This is a genomic window from Acidovorax soli (assembly GCF_014207955.1).
Taxonomy (GTDB): domain Bacteria; phylum Pseudomonadota; class Gammaproteobacteria; order Burkholderiales; family Burkholderiaceae_C; genus Acidovorax; species Acidovorax soli_A.
Genome location: NZ_JACHLK010000010.1, coordinates 105,539 through 122,981 on the forward strand (window position 1 = coordinate 105,539; position 17,443 = coordinate 122,981).

At 69.7% G+C, this 17,443-nt stretch carries 15 protein-coding genes; 5 read left to right on the top strand and 10 right to left on the bottom strand.

Annotation, left to right across the window (positions count from 1 at the left end):
• Positions 1-69 precede the first annotated feature (69 nt).
• Positions 70-3,693, top strand: a complete 3,624-nt coding sequence (locus HNP48_RS22920; RefSeq protein ID WP_184861442.1) for a DEAD/DEAH box helicase — start codon at positions 70-72, stop codon at positions 3,691-3,693.
• A gap of 51 nt (positions 3,694-3,744) precedes the next feature.
• Here HNP48_RS22920 and HNP48_RS22925 read toward each other — a convergent pair whose 3' ends face one another.
• The gene (locus HNP48_RS22925; protein ID WP_184861444.1) at positions 3,745-4,176 is read right to left on the bottom strand and encodes a hypothetical protein; all 432 of its coding nucleotides are present in this window, start codon (positions 4,174-4,176) and stop codon (positions 3,745-3,747) included.
• A 79-nt stretch (positions 4,177-4,255) separates the two neighbouring features.
• On the opposite strand from HNP48_RS22925, the gene HNP48_RS22930 reads away from it, so the two are divergent.
• Positions 4,256-4,630, top strand: coding sequence for a hypothetical protein (locus HNP48_RS22930; RefSeq protein WP_184861446.1), 375 nt, complete (start codon positions 4,256-4,258; stop codon positions 4,628-4,630).
• Between the two features lie 71 nt (positions 4,631-4,701).
• Here HNP48_RS22930 and HNP48_RS22935 read toward each other — a convergent pair whose 3' ends face one another.
• The 5 genes from HNP48_RS22935 to HNP48_RS22955 form a co-directional block, all read right to left on the bottom strand.
• The gene (locus tag HNP48_RS22935; RefSeq protein WP_184861448.1) at positions 4,702-5,304 is read right to left on the bottom strand and encodes a hypothetical protein; all 603 of its coding nucleotides are present in this window, start codon (positions 5,302-5,304) and stop codon (positions 4,702-4,704) included.
• A 76-nt stretch (positions 5,305-5,380) separates the two neighbouring features.
• Positions 5,381-6,781, bottom strand: a complete 1,401-nt coding sequence (locus HNP48_RS22940) for an L-serine ammonia-lyase (protein ID WP_184861450.1) — start codon at positions 6,779-6,781, stop codon at positions 5,381-5,383.
• A 374-nt stretch (positions 6,782-7,155) separates the two neighbouring features.
• Positions 7,156-8,139 carry an ABC transporter substrate-binding protein gene (locus HNP48_RS22945; protein ID WP_184861452.1) on the bottom strand — a complete coding sequence of 328 codons (984 nt, stop codon included), beginning with the start codon at positions 8,137-8,139 and terminating at the stop codon, positions 7,156-7,158.
• A gap of 35 nt (positions 8,140-8,174) precedes the next feature.
• On the bottom strand, positions 8,175-9,821 hold the full coding sequence (locus HNP48_RS22950) for an iron ABC transporter permease (protein WP_184861454.1): 1,647 nt from the start codon (positions 9,819-9,821) through the stop codon (positions 8,175-8,177).
• Between the two features lie 25 nt (positions 9,822-9,846).
• On the bottom strand, positions 9,847-10,935 hold the full coding sequence (locus HNP48_RS22955) for an ABC transporter ATP-binding protein (protein WP_184861456.1): 1,089 nt from the start codon (positions 10,933-10,935) through the stop codon (positions 9,847-9,849).
• Positions 10,936-11,178: 243 nt separating this feature from the next.
• On the opposite strand from HNP48_RS22955, the gene HNP48_RS22960 reads away from it, so the two are divergent.
• Together HNP48_RS22960 and serB are read left to right on the top strand one after the other, a co-directional pair.
• The gene (locus HNP48_RS22960) at positions 11,179-12,075 is read left to right on the top strand and encodes a LysR substrate-binding domain-containing protein (protein ID WP_184861458.1); all 897 of its coding nucleotides are present in this window, start codon (positions 11,179-11,181) and stop codon (positions 12,073-12,075) included.
• A gap of 41 nt (positions 12,076-12,116) precedes the next feature.
• The gene (gene serB, locus HNP48_RS22965; protein WP_184861460.1) at positions 12,117-12,821 is read left to right on the top strand and encodes a phosphoserine phosphatase SerB; all 705 of its coding nucleotides are present in this window, start codon (positions 12,117-12,119) and stop codon (positions 12,819-12,821) included.
• Positions 12,822-12,852: 31 nt separating this feature from the next.
• Here serB and HNP48_RS22970 read toward each other — a convergent pair whose 3' ends face one another.
• Together HNP48_RS22970 and HNP48_RS22975 are read right to left on the bottom strand one after the other, a co-directional pair.
• Positions 12,853-13,326: a hypothetical protein gene (locus HNP48_RS22970; protein WP_184861462.1), complete on the bottom strand. Its 474-nt coding sequence runs from the start codon at positions 13,324-13,326 to the stop codon at positions 12,853-12,855.
• A gap of 34 nt (positions 13,327-13,360) precedes the next feature.
• Positions 13,361-14,611 (bottom strand): MFS transporter, encoded by a 1,251-nt coding sequence (locus HNP48_RS22975; RefSeq protein ID WP_184861463.1) that lies wholly within the window; start codon positions 14,609-14,611, stop codon positions 13,361-13,363.
• Between the two features lie 57 nt (positions 14,612-14,668).
• On the opposite strand from HNP48_RS22975, the gene HNP48_RS22980 reads away from it, so the two are divergent.
• Positions 14,669-15,619 (top strand): LysR substrate-binding domain-containing protein, encoded by a 951-nt coding sequence (locus tag HNP48_RS22980; RefSeq protein ID WP_260420346.1) that lies wholly within the window; start codon positions 14,669-14,671, stop codon positions 15,617-15,619.
• A 10-nt stretch (positions 15,620-15,629) separates the two neighbouring features.
• Here HNP48_RS22980 and HNP48_RS22985 read toward each other — a convergent pair whose 3' ends face one another.
• Both HNP48_RS22985 and hpnC read right to left on the bottom strand, forming a co-directional pair.
• A complete protein-coding gene (locus tag HNP48_RS22985; protein ID WP_184861466.1) occupies positions 15,630-16,346 on the bottom strand; it encodes a hypothetical protein in 717 nt (238 codons plus the stop codon).
• A 93-nt stretch (positions 16,347-16,439) separates the two neighbouring features.
• Positions 16,440-17,351, bottom strand: a complete 912-nt coding sequence (hpnC, locus tag HNP48_RS22990; RefSeq protein WP_311773850.1) for a squalene synthase HpnC — start codon at positions 17,349-17,351, stop codon at positions 16,440-16,442.
• Positions 17,352-17,443: the final 92 nt, after the last annotated feature.

The window sequence follows — 17,443 nt, forward strand, 5'->3', positions numbered from 1 at the left end:
CGGCAGGGGGGCTGGGAGCGGCGCCCAGTCGCATGTAACATGCTCGGCTGCGCGCATTTTTGGATAGCCATGCCCTCCCCCCCAGACAACCGCCCTGACGCCGGGGAGGGCACCGCCGATCTGTCCATGCCGCACGAAGCCACACAGGGTACGAGGGAGGTCGCCCATGCCATTGCCGCAGATCAGGAACATCGCCCGCCGGCCCATGCCGGTCCACACCCGCCGCCTGCGCTGAACGGGCTGCCGACTTCCGTGGACCGCGCACCGTTTTCCCTCTCTCTCCCCGCCGTGGCGCCCCGGCCGGTGGGCGCACGTGCGGGCCAGCCGGTGCCCGCAGCACCCGCCGGGCCGGTGTCGGTGCCCGTGCCGGCCGCGGTGCAGGCACAGGCACAGGCGGGTGATGGCGAGGCCCGGGACGCCCTGGCCGCGCTGGAGTCGGCGTCTTCCGCGAGCCTGCATGCGGCGCCGGACTCGGCCCATGCCATCCTGTCCGCCTGGTTGTCGCTCGAGGTGCTGGCCCCGCTGGCCTATACCGATCCGGCAACCCTGGTCGGCGGCGACCGTGCCGCCATCGCCCGGGTCGATGGCGAACCCCTGCCGTGGCAGCGCGGTGAGCAGTCCTACAAGCCTCCCTTCAGGTTGTTCTACCTGGTGGTGTTGGGCGAGGTCAGCATGGAAATGTGCATGACCGATCTGCTGTCCTCGTTCGGCAAGGACGAAGAGACGCGCACCTACCAGCGGCACCGGGCGCCGATCGCCATGGCCATCGTGGACCAGGACGGCCAGCTCGCGGGGCCGGATACGGTGTCCATCTCCAGCTTTGCGTGGGGTGTGCCGGCGGTGTTGCGCGGCAAGGCCGGCGCGCTGGCGCGCTGGCCCGACGCCGAAAAGCTGCTGCGCGAGCAACTGCACCGGCGCCTGGCCCGCGTGGACGGCGAGGGCCGGCCCCTGCCGCTCGACCTGAAGACCATCAACGACAGCCATGGCTGGTTGTGCGCCACCCTGGGCCTGCGCCCCGACCATGTGCTGCCGCCCAGCTTCGTGGCGCGGCTGTACCGCCACCCCAAGTTGGAGGGCGCGCCGGACTCGCCGCCCATCAACTCGTTCTACCTCGACGATCTGGCCAGGGCGCGTGCCATGGTGGACAGCGGGGCCGCGCCCGAAGCCCTGCTGCGTTACCTGTCCGTGCTGAAGCCCGCGGCCGTAGGCGACCTGCTCAAGGACACGGCCGGCATTGCCGAGCTGATCGCCCCCGCGCGCTTTCCGCCCGCACGCTGGCCCAGCCGGGGCAGCCACCCGGTGGTGACGCTGCAGCAGGCGGCCGTGAACGCGGCGCGCGCGGAGTTTGCGGGCGACAGGCAGGGCATCCTGGCGGTGAATGGCCCGCCCGGCACTGGCAAGATGACCTTGCTGCGCGACCTGGTGGCCCACTGCGTGGAGAGCCGCGCGGCCCGGCTGGCGGAGTTCGACGATCCGAACAAGGCCTTCATCCCCACGGGCCAGAGGTTCCAGGTGGGCGATGGCGAATTTCTCCACCTGCATGGGCTGGATCCGCGGATCAAGGGCTTCGAGGTGCTGGTCGCATCGAGCAACAACAAGGCGGTGGAAAACGTCAGCCGCGAACTGCCTTCCGGCCGCAGCATCGAGCCCGGCCCGCGTTACTTTGCCGCCACCGCGCGGGCCCTTCTGTACGGCGAGGAGCGGAACTTCCCCGCCGACCCGGCCGACCATCCCTGGGGGCTGATGGCGGCCGCCCTGGGCAACAGCCGCAACCGCCGGGATTTTCGCCAGCGCTTCTGGCTGCACGAGGATTTCGGCTTTTCCACCTACCTCAAGGCGGCGCGCGGGCTGGACGTGTCGCGGCCGGAGCCCGCGGCCGAAGGCCAGCCGCCGCGCATGGTGGCCCCCCGCATCGTCGCTGCCGAGCGGCCGCTGAGCGGCGATGCTGCGATGCAGCAATGGAGGCGCGCCCGCAAGTCCTTCATCGACCTCAAGCACTCGGTCGAGGGCATCCTGGCCCGGCTGGAAGAAGCGCGCACCCTGGCGCCCCGCCTGACCCGGCTGCGCGATGAAGTCAACCAGCTGTACACCCGGCACAAGACCGTCGCCCGCTCCCTGAGCACGGCGGCGGCGGCTTATGCCCTGGCCATCGAGGGTTCGAGCAAGGCCCGCGCGGCCGTCGTGGCGGCCGAGCGCGAACTGCAGGCCCTGCAGGCAGCCCGCCCCGGTGTCTCGGCGCGGGTGTTTGTCTCGGAGGCGTTCCGGCGCTGGATGTCGGAGGCCTCCGTGCGCGAGGGCGTGCACCGCGAGGCCGTGCGCGCCGAGGCGCAGGCCCAGTCCGAGCTGGAGGCCGCCGCGCAGCGGCAAAAGAGCTTTGCCGAGGACCTGGGGCTCACCAATGCCCAGCTCGAGACAGCGCAGCGGGAGGTCGAGAATCTGGGCGCCCAGCTCCGGGAGGCCTATGCCCGCATCGGCGACCGCTTCGTCGACGAATCCTTCTTCGACCGTGGCCACGAGGCCTGGAACCTGGCCGTGCCCTGGCTCGACGACCAGATCCACCAGCAGCGTGAAAAACTGTTCGTCGCCGCGCTCGACGTGCACAAGGCCTTCGTCACCGTGGCCGCGCACAAAATGGAGCACAACCTGGGGGTGCTCATGGCGGCCCTGCAGTCGGGCACCTTCCCCGATGCGGCCCGGCGCAATTTGCTGCCGGACCTGTGGTCCAGCCTGTTCCTGGTGGTGCCCGTGGTGTCCACCACCTTTGCCTCCGTCCACCGCATGCTGGGGGATCTGCCGGCGGCATCGTTCGGCTGGCTGCTGGTCGACGAGGCCGGGCAGGCCACGCCCCAGGCGGCCGTGGGCGCGATCCTGCGGGCGCGGCGCGCGGTCATCGTGGGCGATACGCTGCAGATTCCGCCCGTGGTGACCATTCCCGAGAACCTGGTCAACCAGATCTCGCTGCAGCAGCGCGTGGACCGCAGCCTCTGGTGCGCACCGCAGGCCTCCGTGCAGACCCTGGCCGACAGCGCCAGCACCCTCCAGGCCCGTTTCCGCACGCCTGAGGGCACGCGCACCGTGGGCCTGCCGCTGCTGGTGCGCCGCCGCTTCCAGGAGCCCATGTTCGGTGTCTCCAACGCCATTGCCTACGACAACCGCATGGTGCCGGCCATGGGACCCGACAGCGTGGGCGATGTCGCCGACATCCTGGGCCCCTCGGCCTGGTTCGACCCCGACACCAGCTCCACGGCCAGCGCCCCCAAGTGGAGCGCCGAAGAGGGCCAGGTGGTCATGCGCATGCTGCGCAAGCTGGCCCGCGCGGGCGTGCAGAACCCCGACATCTACGTGATCTGCCCCTTCCGTGTGGTGGCGCAGGAGATGCGCCTGCTGCTGCGCGCCGAGCCCCAGCTGTTCGAGCTCTTCGGGGTCGATGCGCGCAAGTGGCTCGACGAGCGCGTGGGCACCATCCACACCTTCCAGGGCAAGGAAGCCGAAGCCGTGATCGCCGTGCTGGGCGCCCCCATGGCGGGCGAGAAGGGCGCCCGCCAGTGGGCGGGCGGCGTGCCCAACATCCTCAACGTCATGGCCTCGCGCGCCAAGTCGCGGCTGTACGTGGTGGGCTCGCGCACCGCATGGGGCAGCGTGGGCCATTTCACGGAACTGGCACGGCAGGTGCCCAAGAGGACGTTCGGTTAGGTGCAGCAGGTGCGGGCCCGCACCTGCAACTGCGATGGGCGGACCGCCTGGCTATTTCTCTTTCGCCCCTTCCTTGAGCGCCACCTGCACCGTGTGCAGCATGTCCTCCAGCGGCTGGGGCTCTTCGCCCTCATACGACACCACCGCATCGAAATCCCGGGCCAGTGCGCAGCTGACCATCATCACGCAGGCCAGGTCTTTCATGCGGCCGCCCCAGGTCATGGTGATGCAGTAGTCGCGGCCATCGGCCATGGCGGCGAAGTCGTCGTCGTCGCCCACCACGTCCTGCGCTGCGCTGTAGTGGATCTCGAAGCCCGGGCCTTCGTCGCCGCTGAGCGTGAAGGGCAGGAAACCCGAGTCGTCGAAGCGCGTGAAGTCCGGGTGCAGCTTCACATCGAAGCCGAGCCGGTCCAGCGAAGCCTGCAGCGCCGCGCGGTCGGGAACGGAGCTGCGTGGGAGAAAGGCGAACTGGCTGTTGGACATCTGTGGCCCCCCATTGGTGTGATGGCACGGTGTGAATGTACCGGTACATTCGCTGCTTTTACAGAGTCGGGCCAGGGCAATGAACCTTCTTCAACGGATTCCTCGCCGCGTTGCGGCTGCCGCGTTGGCCTGCATGGCCTTGTCGGGTGCGGGCGCTTTTGCGCAGCAGTCCCCGGGATGGCTGCTGGGGCGCTGGGAGTTGGCCTTCGACCCCGACGGCAGCACCAAGGACTTCCTGGAGTTTCACAAGGGCGGCGAGGTGGTGAACATCTCCTCCCAGGGCCGGCACACGCAGGGCATGTACGGCGTGCAGGACGAGGGGGTGCGAGCGTCCTTCGTGCTTCCGAGCGGCAAGACGCTGCCGCTGCTGCTGGTGCCGACTGCGGACCGGCGGCAACTCAAGCTGCGCTCGTCGCGCACGGGCAATACAGCGGTGTACGAGAAGGTCCAGTAGGCGCCTTGCCGGGCGGGGCAGGCTTGCCGCATGGGCCCGGTGGTCCCAGCGCCCAGCGGTACGGCCCGTGCTCACCCAGGCGTGCGGGCGTGGCAGAACCGCCCCTGCAGGGACGTGTCCGTCTGCTGCACGATGCGCTCCACGTTGTACTCGTCGTTCGGGCCCAAAGCGCTGGTGCTGGCCACTGCAGGCTGGGGCAGCGTGGGGGCTGCGGGCGGCCGGGGCGAAGGGGCATAGAACGACTGGCACAGGAAATCGCCCTGGCGCACCCACAGGCTGCTGGGCTGGTTGGTGGCGGGTTCGTAGGCCCAGTTGGCCCAGAAGATGGTGAGCGCGGCGGTGCTGGCGTTGCGGCGTGCCACAAACTGCACGGGCTGGCCGGGGGCGCTGAGCTGCACCGTGGCGTTGCCGCTGCAATCGCCGTTCGCATAGCGCAGCGCGCCCGACTGGAGCGTGAAGTGGGTGCCGTCTTCCCGCTTCAGGCGCATGAAGCTGCGTTCGCCCTGGCCTTCGACGGCATTGCAGCGCTGGTGCTGCCAGTCGCCTTCCAGCAGGGCGACGTCGGGTTGGGGGTCATCGCTGCCGCCGCCGCAGCCGCTCAGGGCGGCGAGGGCGAGCAGGGGCAGGCATGCGAGCGAAGTGGAGGGCGCGCGGGCAAGAAGCAGTGTGAACATGGCAAAAAGCCCGATTCTGTGGGCCTGGCAGGGCCCTGGGAACCCTACCGGCGTAGGGCCCGGCACCTGGCCTGCCTCAGCACTCGACCACGTTCACCGCCAGCCCGCCGCGCGAGGTTTCCTTGTACTTGATCTTCATGTCGGCACCGGTCTGCATCATGGTCTTGATCACCTTGTCGAGCGACACCACGTGCTGGCCATCGCCGCGCAGTGCCATGCGGGCCGCGTTGATGGCCTTGATGGCGCCCATGGCGTTGCGCTCGATGCAGGGGATCTGCACCAGGCCGCCCACGGGGTCGCAGGTCATCCCGAGGTTGTGCTCCATGCCGATCTCGGCGGCGTTCTCCACCTGCTCGGGCGTTCCGCCCATCACGGCGGCCAGGGCGCCTGCGGCCATGGAGCAGGCCACGCCCACCTCGCCCTGGCAGCCCACCTCGGCGCCCGAGAGCGAGGCGTTTTCCTTGTAGATGATGCCGATGGCGCCCGCGGTGAGCAAGAAGGTGGCGATGCCGTCCTCGTTCGCGCCGGGCAGGAAGTTCACGTAGTAGTGCAGCACGGCCGGGATCACGCCGGCCGCGCCGTTGGTGGGGGCGGTCACCACGCGGCCGCCGGCGGCGTTCTCCTCGTTGACGGCCATGGCGTAGAGGTTCACCCAGTCCAGCATGGACAGCGGGTCGCGCAGCGCGGCCTCGGGCTGGGCCTTGAGGTTCTTGTGCAGCTCGGCCGCGCGGCGGCGCACGTGCATGGGGCCGGGCAGGGTGCCGGTGGCCGCGCAGCCCCGCTGCACGGCGCCTGCCATGGTGTGCCAGATGGCCAGGAGCCGGCGGCGCAGTTCGGCAGCGCTGTGCCAGTGCTGCTCGTTGGCGGCCATGAGGGCTGCGACCGACAGGCCGGTGGCCTGGCACTGGGCCAGCAGTTCGGCGCCGGTGCGAAAGGGGTGGGGCAGGCCCTGGCCGTGGCCTGCGGTGCCGGCTGCGGCGCCAGCGCTGCCGTTGAGCACACGCTCGCCCGCCGCATCGGTCACGAAGCCGCCACCCACCGAGTAGTACTCGCGCTCGGCGATCTTCACGCCCTGGGCGTCCAGCGCATGGAAGGCCATGCCGTTGGGGTGCAGCGGCAGGCTCTTGCGGCGGAACAGCAGGTGCTCTTTTTCCACGAAGGGCACGCTGTGCACCCCCAGCAGGGCCAGGCTGCGGCCGGTGCGGATGCCCGCGATGGTGGGCGCGATCTGGTCGGGGTCGATGTGCTCGGGCTCATGCCCGGCCAGGCCCAGCAGCACGGCGGTGTCGGTGCCGTGGCCCACGCCCGTGGCCGAGAGCGAGCCGAACAGCTCCACCACCACGCCGTGCACGGCCGCCAGGCCCACCGTGGCCTGCAGGTGGCAGGCGAACTGGCGCGCAGCGATCATGGGGCCCACGGTGTGCGAGCTGGAGGGGCCGATGCCGATCTTGAAGAGGTCGAAAACGCTGACGGACATGGATGCTGTGCCTTCAATGGGATACCGGTGGGTTCCGTGGACAGCGAAGGCCGCATGCCGACGGCCTGCGCAAGGCAGCGATGGCGCGGGTGGCGCCATCGCTGGCTGGGCGATCATGGTCAAGACAGCATGCGTCTTCGCACTGCCTGCATTCTTGGTGCGGGCGTGGTGCCAAGGCTAACCCCGCGGCCGGGTCCCGGTACGGGCGTTATCCCTGAGGGCCCTCGCCCAACAGCCTCCTGGCATCTGCAAGATCCTGATTGCTATGGATTGGATAGCAGTCCAGGCTTTTGAGGCGGTCGTCGTCGCCATGGGGATGCGAGTCGCTGGCCGGGCTTGCCGCCCATGAATGTTTCTTACACTCGCACGCGCCTTCAGCGTGCCTTGGTGACAGCGAGGTTCCACAGCGCCACGAGCTGCTCGTACTCCTGCGAGGCCTTGTCCTGGTCCAGAGGGAAGATCTTGATCGCCTTGAGGTCGGGCAGCGCAGTGAGCTTGGAAACCGCGATGTCCGTGCGCGTGGGGCGGCGGAAGTTCTTCACCAGCAGGGCTTCCTGCACCTCCTTGCTCAGGAGGCCGTTGTACAGCGTCTTGGCGGCTTCCATGTTCTTGGCGCCCTTGACGATGAACATGCCCTCGGGCGCCAGGTAGCTGCCTTCGGCGGGGTAGACCAGCTTGATCTCCTTCTGTCCGCCGGCCACGTACTCCTGCGCGGCGTACTCGATGGTCAGGCCCACGGGGTACTCGCCCGCGGCCACGCCCTTGTACGTGGTGCCCGAGGACGAGGTGACCACGGCGTTGGCCGCGATCTTCTCCAGCCCGTCCTTGCCGAACTGCTTGAGCAGGCCGTACACCAGCATGTAGGCGGTGGCGCTCTTGCTCGGGTCGGTGATGGCGAACTTGCCCTTCCACTCGGGTTTCATCAGGTCCGACCAGGTCTTGGGCGCGGCCAGGCCCTTGAGCTGGCGTTCGTTGACCATGAGCACCATCACATGCAGGTTGGTGCCCACCCACAGGTTGCCAGGGCCGCGGAATTCGGCCGGAATGGCGGCCAGGTCGGGCGACTTGTAGGGCTCCAGCAGGTCCTTGTAGGCGCCCATGGTGCCGAAGCCGCCGCTCCACAGCACGTCGCCGCGCGGGTTCTTGGCCTCGGCCTGGATGCGCTTCATGAGCGAGCCCGTGCCGCCGGTGACCTGCTGCACGTTGAGCGAGCCGGCCTTCTGCTTGACCACGTTGAGCGCGGTCTCGATGGTTTCGGTGTTGTTGGAGGAGTACAGCACCACGGTCTGCGCCTGGGCCAGGCTGGCGGCCAGGCCGATGGCGGCCAGCGTGCATTGCAACAGGGTCTTGATCTTCATGGGAGGCCTCTCGGTGGTGAAAAGATGGATGGGGCTTACTTGCTGGAAAACAGGTTGATGCGGAAGACCTTGATGGCGACCACGATGGGCAGCAGGATCACGCTGACCAGCGCCGCCCCATAGGCCGAGGCCAGGCCCAGCCGCCCGCCATCGACCTGGCGGAAGATGGCGATGGGCATGGTCTCCAGGCCGCCGGTGTAGACCACCACCGAAGCCGAGAGCTCGGAGATGGTGGTCACCCACATCAGGATGGCGGCCGAGATCAGCGAGGCCTTCATGGCCGGCAGGATGACCTTGAAAAAGGTCATGAAGGGCGACACCCCGAGGCTGATGGAGGCCTCCTCGATCGAGTCCGGAATGTTGAACAGCGTGGACGATGCATTGCGCACCGCAAAGGGCAGCCGGCGCACCGTGTAGGCCAGCACCATGATGCCCGAGCTGCCCGCCAGGATGAGCCAGCCGGTGTTGAAGGTCTGCACCAGCGCAATGCCCAGCACCGTGCCCGAGATGGTGAGCGGCAGCACCACGATGTAGTCGAGCGCCTGGGTGAAGGTGTTGCGCTTCTTGATGGTCAGGTAGCTCACCAGCAGCGCGAAGGACACCCCTGCCAGCGTGGCGATGGACGAGAACTTGATGGAGTTGATGATGGGCTCGGGTGCGCCCTGCAGCGCGCGCTGCAGGCTGCCCAGCGACCAGCTGCCCCAGCGCATCACGGGGCCGCTGGTCTCGGTGAAGGCGCCCACGAACACGATCAGCAGCGGCAGCATGGAGGCCAGGATGACCAGGCCCACGGCGACGGTGAACAGCAGCGCCGCGCCCGAGCGCACGCGCACCGGCGCCGGTGCGCGGCCCTGGGTCATGGTGTACATCTTGCGCTCCACCACGCGCTTCTGGAAGAACAGCACGATGGCCACGATGGCGATGGACACCACCGACATGGCGCTCTGCAGTGCGGGGCTGCCGCCCATCTCGCTCACGAAGGTGTTGTAGGTCATCACCGACAGCAGCGGCACGCGGCTGCCCAGCAGCATGGACAGCGCGAAGTTGCCCACCACCAGGGTGAACACCACCAGCGCGTTGACCAGCACGGCGGGCAGCATCACCGGCACCAGCACGCGCATCTTGGTCACCAAGGGCGAGGTGCCCAGGCTCAGGCCCGCTTCTTCGAGCGCGCCGTCGAAGCCGCGCAGCGCGGCCAGCACGCCCAGGTAGATGTAGGTGTAGTACACCAGCGTCATCGAGAAGACCATGCCCGTCCAGCCGTAGAACGAGGGCAGCTCGATCCCCAGGTCGGCGAAGAAGTTGGTGAGCAGGCCGTTGTTGCCCAGGATCAGCAGCCAGGACTGGCCGACGATGATCTCGGGGATCACGATGGTCATGATAGGCAGCACGGCCACCAGGTTCTTGAGCGGGAACTCGTAGCGCGCCACCATGTAGGCGAACGGTACGCCCACCAGCACGGTGCAGGCGGTGACGGAAAAGCCCAGCACCAGCGTGTTCCTGAAGGCCTGCAGGTACTGGCTGTCGCGGGCCAGCGTGGCGAAGGCGGCCAGCGAGTAGCCGCCGCCGTCGTCCACCACACTGTTGCCGAACAGCACCGCCAGCGGGTACAGCACGAAGAAGGAGAGCAGGACCAGGCTGACCAGCGTCAGCACGCCCCAGGGCCACCAGTTGATTTTCATGGCTTGCTTTCGGTGGATGCGGGGCTCACGCGCCCACCACGCGGCTGTCGGCGGGCACCAGCACCTGCACGGCATCGCCGGCCTGGAAGTCGGCCACGGTGTTGCCGGCATGCAGCTCGACGCGGATCTCGGGGCCGCCCTGCAGCGCGATGCGGTAGGCCGTCTTGAAGCCCAGGTACTGGCGGCGCAGCACCTGGCCGTGCAGGGCATTGGGCACATGCGGGGCCGGGGCCATGAGCGACAGGTCCTCGGGCCGGGCGATGAGCACGCTGTCGCCGGCAAGCTGCGGGCTGCCCTGCACGCCGTCGAGCTCCTGGCCTGCCAGCTGGTAGCGCACATGGGCGGCCGTGCCGGCGGCGCTGCTGCCCTCGTCCATGCGCCGGGCCGCCACGGGGATCACGTTGGCCGAGCCGATGAAGTCGGCCACGTAGGCATTCACCGGCGTGCCGTAGAGCTCCTCGGGCGTGCCCAGTTGCGCGATGGAGCCGCGGTCCATGATGGCGATGCGGTCGGACATGGCCAGGGCTTCCTCCTGGTCGTGGGTGACGAAGACGGTGGTGATGCCGGCCTCGCGCACCAGGTCCAGGATCACATCGCGCATCTGCAGGCGCATCTTGGCGTCCAGGTTGGACAGGGGCTCGTCCATCAGCAGCACGCGCGGGCGTATCACCAGGGCGCGGGCCAGGGCCACGCGCTGGCGCTGGCCACCGCTCATCTGCGCGGGGTAGCGCTCGGCCAGGGCCGACAGGCCCACCTTCTCCAGCGCTTCGCCCACGCGGCGCGCGATCTCGGGCCTGGCCACCTTGCGCGCGCGCAGGCCGTAGGCCACGTTGTCGAAGGCCGACTTGTCGGGGAACAGCGCGTAGTCCTGGAACACCATGCCGATGTCGCGGTGGTGGGTGGAGACGCGGGTCACGTCGTCCTGGTCGAACAGCAGGCGCCCGCCATCGGGTTCGTAGAAGCCTGCAATGCAGCGCAGCAGCGTGGTCTTGCCGCAGCCGCTGGGGCCCAGCAGGGTGTAGAAGGCACCGTCGGGGATGTGCAGGGAGAGGTTTTGCAGCACGGTCTGGCCGCTGAACTGCTTGACGATGCCGTCGATGGTGATGGATGCCATGGCGTGTGGGGGAGGGGCGGTGACCGCTGGTGGGCCATGATAGGGAGCGGGGTGCCGCAGCCACCAGCGGTTTTTTATGGGGTATGCGGTTAGTTTTTCTAATGGGGTCCTCCCCTAAGATGCAAGAGATTGTTTTTTCTCCTGCGTTGAAAGCCGCCCCGCTGCCCATGCCCCGCCTTGTCGTTCGCCAGATGGTTTTGCGCATGCGCCGCACGGCGCCCGGGCAGGGCTGAGGGCGGCCGCATGGCGACGCGCGTGCTCCCGCCGCTCAAGGCCCTGCGTGCCTTCGAGGCGGCTGCGCGCCATGCCAACTTCACCGCGGCGGCCGAGGAGCTGAGCATCACCCACAGCGCGGTGAGCCAGCAGATACGCATCCTCGAGGACTACCTGGGCCAGCCGCTGTTCACGCGCGAGGCGCGCGGCGTGGTGCTGCTGCCCCATGCGCGCGAGTACTTCGCCGAGGTGCAGGCCAGCCTGGACCGCATTGCTGCGGCCACCAGCGCCGTCAAGTCGCCGGGGGCCCGGCGCACGCTGCGCGTGTGCACCTCGCCCTCGCTGGCCATGAAGTGGCTGATACCGCGGCTTGGCGGCTTCCAGGCCCTGGTGCCGGGGGTGGATGTGCAGCTGTCCACCATGGGGCGCCAGTTCATCGAGCGTGCCGACGCCAGCAACGACGTGGTGATACAGCGCATGCCCATGCAGCGGCCCGAGCACACCTGTGTGCGCGTGCTCGACGACTACCTGCTGCCCGTGGCCTCGCCGCGCTTCATCCAGAACAACCGCCTGCACACCGTGGCCGACTGCCTGGGCCACCCGCTGCTGCAGGTCAGTGGTGGCATGGACGCGTGGCCGCAGTGGTTCGGCCTGGCCGGGCTGCAGGTGCCGGCGCAGCTGCCGGGCCCGGTGTTCGACCACCAGTTCCTGTGCATGCAGGCGGCCATGAACGACCTGGGCATTGCCCTGGTGCCCTGGTGCCTGCTGCAGGAGGATGTGCACGCCGACCGGCTGCGCCCGCTGTTCGCGCGCCCGCGCCTGCAGGGCCCGGGCGTGTATGCCCAGTACCGCACGGACAGCCCGCTGGCCGCCCTGGCGCGCCAGTTCATCGACTGGCTGGGTCTGCAGGGCCATGCAGGTGCGTGACCCCGTGGTCGTTTTCCCCGCATTTCTGGAGACCTGAGCCCATGCTTGATTTTTCCCCCGGCCTGCAGGTGCGCGGGCTGGCGCTGCCCCGGCGCCTGTCCGACTACCGCCTGATCGCGTTCGACATGGACTCCACGCTGATCGCCATCGAAACCGTGGACGAGCTGGCCGATCTGGCCGGCTGCCGTGCGGCCGTGGAGGCGATCACCGAGGCGGCGATGCGGGGCGAGATCAGCGACTACAAGGAGAGCCTGCGCCAGCGTGTGGCCCTGCTCGCGGGCCTGCCCGAAGCGGCGCTCGATGAGGTGTACGAGCACCGGCTGCGCCTGAACCCGGGTGTGCAGGAACTCATCGGTGCCTGCAAGGCGGCCGGGCTGCGTTGCATCCTGGTGACCGGTGGCTTCACCTGTTTTACCGACCGGCTGCAGGCGCGCCTGGGCCTGGACGAGGTGCGCGCCAACGTGCTGGAGGTGGTGCAGGGCCGCGTCACGGGCCGCCTGCTGCCCCAGCCCTGGGGCGACATCGTCGATGGCGAGGAGAAGAAATGCAAGCTGCTCGCGGTGTGTGCCGAGATGGGCATTGCGCCCGCGCAGGCCATCGCCATGGGCGATGGCGCCAACGACCTGCCCATGATGGGCGCGGCCGGCCTGGCCGTGGCCTACCGGGCCAAGCCCGTGGTGCGCGCGCAGGCCCATGTGGCAATCAACGAAGGCGGGCTCGACCGCCTGCTCGAAGTGCTGGGCTGAAGCCCGGCCCGCAAGCGCTTTGAACAGGCGCTTACAGCGCCGTGCCTGCGCCGGCCCTGTGGGCCACCACCAGGGCCACTTCCACCAAAGGCGTGGCCACGGCGCCCGTGGCGCCGGGCAGGGGCCGCACCGGCGCATGGGCATGCACGGCCGGTGGTACCACCTGGGGGCGGGGCAGGCCGCCGGCCATCCAGCCGCTCAGCATGCGCCTGGCGTCTGCCATGTGCACGGGCTCGCGCACGAACAGCTCGCACGAGAGCACGCGGTGCCGGTGGCTGCCGGCCTCGCGCAGCAGGCGGTCGGCGGCGGCCAGCACCTGGGCCAGGGTGTGCTCCAGGTCCTGGGCGGGCGGCGGGAGGGCGGCGGTGCCCAGGCCTGCGATGCGCAGGCACAGCGAGTTGGCCGCGTGCCGCACGCCCACGCGCAAGCGCACCGCCACGCGCGGTGCGGCGGCCCTGGCCGGTGTGGCGGCGGGCGGGGCGGTGGTGCTGCCATCGGTAGCCATGGGGGTGTGACTCCGGTGCGGCGTCGGGGTTCCGTCAATCCACGGCGCCCAGGCGCCGGGCACTGGCGGCCACACCCGCGAGCAGCGCCACCAGCACCAGCATGGCGGCCACCAGGCTGGTGCCGTGGGCGACGAAGCCGATCAGCGCCGGGCCCATGAGCACCCCGGCGTAGCCCATGGTGGCGATGGCCGGCACCGCCAGGCTTTCCGGCATGGCGCGCTGCCGGCCTGCCAGGGAGAACAGCACGGGCACGATGTTCGAGCAGCCCAGGCCCACCAGGGCGTAGCCGGGCAGGGCCAGCGGCCAATGGGGCGCCAGCGTGGCCAGCGCCAGGCCGGCGGCCGCCAGTGCGGCCCCTGCGAGCACGGCGCGCCGTGGGCCGACGCGCTGCACCCAGCGGTCGCCCGCAAGGCGCCCCCCGGTCATGGCCGTGGCGAAGACCGCATAGCCCAGGCCGGCGCGCTCGGCGGGCAGGCCCTGCACCTGGGAGAGGAACACGGCGCTCCAGTCCAGCATGGCGCCTTCGGTCAGAAAGAGGATGAAACACAGTGCGCCGATGAACAGCACCACGCCCGTGGGGCGCGCGAAGGCCGGGCCCCTGGGTGCGCTGCCTTGTACGCTGCCCCGGGCCAGAAAATGCGGCCCGGCTGCCGCCAGCAGCGCCAGCACCAAGGCCGCCACGGCACTGGTGGCCTGCCACAGCGATGCACCGAGCACGCTCAGCAGCGCGGTCATGCCGCCGGCCCCCGCCACACCGCCCAGGCTGAACAGGCCATGGAAGCCCGACATCATGGGCCGGCCGCAGGCCCGCTCCACCAGAACGGCCTGGATGTTGCCCGCACAGCCCAGCCCACCGATGCCGGCGCCAAACAGGAACAGTGCCACCCCCAGCCAGGGCGCGCTGGGCACCAGGGCCAGCAGCGGCAGCGCCAGGCTGGCCAGCAGGGCGGATGCCACCAGCACGGGGCGGCAGCCCCAGCGCGCACTGAACGCGCCCGCCAGCGGCATGGAGACGATGGAGCCGGCGCCCATGCACAGCAGCAGCAGGCCCAGCGTGGCCTCGCCGATGGACAGGCGGGCCTGGGTGAACGGCACCAGCGGCGCCCACGCGGCCATGGCCAGGCCGCTGATGAAGAAGGCCACGCGCGTGGCATGCGCCGCCGCCTGGCCGGTGGCCGAGGCAGGGGGCGCCGATGGGGGCGGGCATTCCCGAGAGGGGCGCGGCCCTGCCAGGTCGACGGCCCGGCACACAATGAGCAAATCTAACCAGTTGTGACCTTGCATGGAACCGATGCTACGCACTGGCAGTGCCGGTGACTATCGATAATAATTTGCACACCCATGAAATCAGCTCATGCCAAATCGGGATCCACCGCCATCGGCGGGCCGCGCCGCCTGCCGCCGCTGAACATGCTGCGCGCCTTCGAGGCGGCGGGCCGCCTGCTCAGCGTGACGCAGGCCGCGCGCGAACTCAGCGTGACGCAAAGCGCCGTCAGCCACCAGATCAAGGCGCTGGAGGAGTGGCTGGGTGTGGCCCTGGTGCAGCGCGAGGGGCGGGGCCTGGCGCTCACGCCGCCGGGGGCGGCCTACCTGCCGGGGCTGAGCAGTGCGCTGGACCTGATGGCCCAGGCCACCGCGGGCATCGAGCGGCCCACACGGCGCAACACCCTGGCGGTGAATGCCACCTCCACCTTCGCCACGCAGTGGCTGATCCCGCGCCTGGCAGCCTTTTGCGCACAGATGCCGGGGTTGGACGTGCAGCTCGTCACCACCGTGGGCCACCTCGATTTCGAACCGGCAGACTACGACGTCTCCATCCGCTGCTTTGCCGATGGCGAGCTGGCCCTGCTGCAGCAGCGCACGCCTTGGCGCGGCATCAGCGCCGGCATCTTTCTGCCCGATGTGCTCACGCCCGTGTGCAGCCCCGCGCTGCTGGCGGGCGGCAAGGCAGTGCACCAGCCCGGCGACCTGGCGCGCCACACGCTGCTGCACAGCCGTTCCACCCCGCTGGTGTGGCAGCAGTGGCTGCAGGAGGCGGGCATGGAGGGCATCGAGCCCGCGGGCGACCTGGTGTTCGACCATGCCCATCTGAGCGTGCAGGCCGCCATCCAGGGCCTGGGCGTGGCGCTGGGCAACCCGCGTTTCCTGGGCGAGGCGCTGGCCAGTGGGCTGCTGGCCATGCCCTTCCCGGGGCTGCTCTCGGGCGACAAGAAGTACTACTGGATGCTCTCGCCGCGCGCCGCGCAGGATGCTGCTTCGCGGGCTTTTTGCGAATGGCTCAACGCCGCCTGAGTCGTGGGGCTCAGCGGCCAGGCCGCTGGCGGGCGAGGTGGTTTTGCACAAAGTACGCCGCGGCCGTGAGCAGCATCCACACGATCAGCACATCCCAGAATGCCATCACCAGCCATAGCGGCGCCAGCAGTGGGCCCGCGAGCGGGATGACGTAGAGCGCCAACCGGTGCGTCCAGAAGCCTGGGGCCGCCATGCAGGGCGAGGAGAAGGGGTCGAACGTGCCGGGTGAGCAACCCAGTGCGCCCAGCACCTCCCGGGCCACCTGGTTGCCCAGGATGGGTGTGCCAAAGGCGATGCAGAACCCGGCGAGCCCGAGGAGCAGTCCCCAGAAGCCCGCACGTGCCGCCCATCGGGCCACGTCGGCGCTGGTGACGCCAGGGTGGGCGGGCGGGCTGCTGCCCGGCGCCGCCGCTGCGGCGCTGGCAGCGTTGCGTTCAGCGCTGCGCAGTGCCACCAGGGCCAGAATCCACACGGCGATCAGCGCCCAGAAGTTGCGCAGCAGCACGAAGGGGTAGTCGGCCACGCCGCCGGCCGTGAGGAAGGGGACAAGGCGCATACCCAGCACATTGCCCACCCAGGAGCAACTGCGCAGCGCGGGGTCGGCGTGCGGCTGGCATTGCAGCAGCTCCAGTGCGTGCTCGGCCACCACGCCGCCCACGATGGCAAAACCCAGGCAAAAGAGGATCAGCCCCCATTGGAGGACCTTGAAGAGATGCTTGTAAGACAAGGAGCGGGCCCTCCCCAGGTAGTGTGCAGGTGCCGCGTTCGCGGTCGTTCGGTATGTATGCCTGCGAGTGTGCCCGAGCGCTGGAGGCGAGGGCTACATCACCAGCGCCCGCCCCAGCATCACGCACCAGTCCCAGGGATTGAGCCGGGGGCGCGTGTGCAGGCTGGCGCCCTTCAAGGCCAGCACCTTGTCCAGGATGCGCAGGCCGCCCTGCACCACCAGGCGCAGCTCCCAGCCGGCGCGGCCGGGCAGGCGGTGCACCAGCGGGGCGCCGCGCAGCATGCTGGCGCGGGCCCAGGCGGCCAGGTCGAGGATGAGGCGGGCATTCTGCGGGTTGCTGCGCAATTCCAGCAGCTCGGCCTGGCAGGCGCCATGGGTGGCGCAGTCTTCGCGCGGCAGGTAGTGGCGCCCGCGCGGGATGTCCACGCTCAGGTCCTGCCAGAAGTTGGCCAACTGCAAGGCGGTGCAGATGTCGTCGCTCTGTGCCAGGGCCTCGTCGCCGTCCACACCGTACAGGTGCAGCAGCAGCCGGCCCACGGGGTTGGCCGAGCGGCGGCAGTAGTCCAGCAGCTCGGTGCGGTCGGCGTAGCCTTCGGCATCGCGCGTCTTCTCCACGTCCTGGGCGAAGGCGCTGAGCAGGTCGGCCAGCAGGGGCACGGGCAGGCGGTGGCTCACGAGCACGGCCTGCAGCGGCACGAACACATCGGCCCAGCGCGCTGAGGGCGCGCGGCCCTGGGCAACGGCATGCAGGTCGGCGTCGAAGGCGGCCAGGTCGGCCAGGCGCTGGGCGGGTGTGGCATCGCCCTCGTCGGCGATGTCGTCGGCCGTGCGTGCGAAGGCATAGATGGCTGCGATCACCGGGCGCAGGTGCGGCGGGCACAGCAGCGAGGCGACCGGGAAGTTCTCGTAGTGCGTGACCGGCGGGGCCAGTGCGGGCGCGCCCTGCGAGGCGGGGGCGGCCGGGGGCGCGGGGGCGGCGGTCGAAGAGGGCGGGTTAGGGTTCACGGCCGTGATTGTCGCTTGACAAGGCGGGGGCGTTTCTCATAGATTACTAACCAGTCAGTCAGTAACTTGTTGGTGCCAGTGTTTACCCTGAC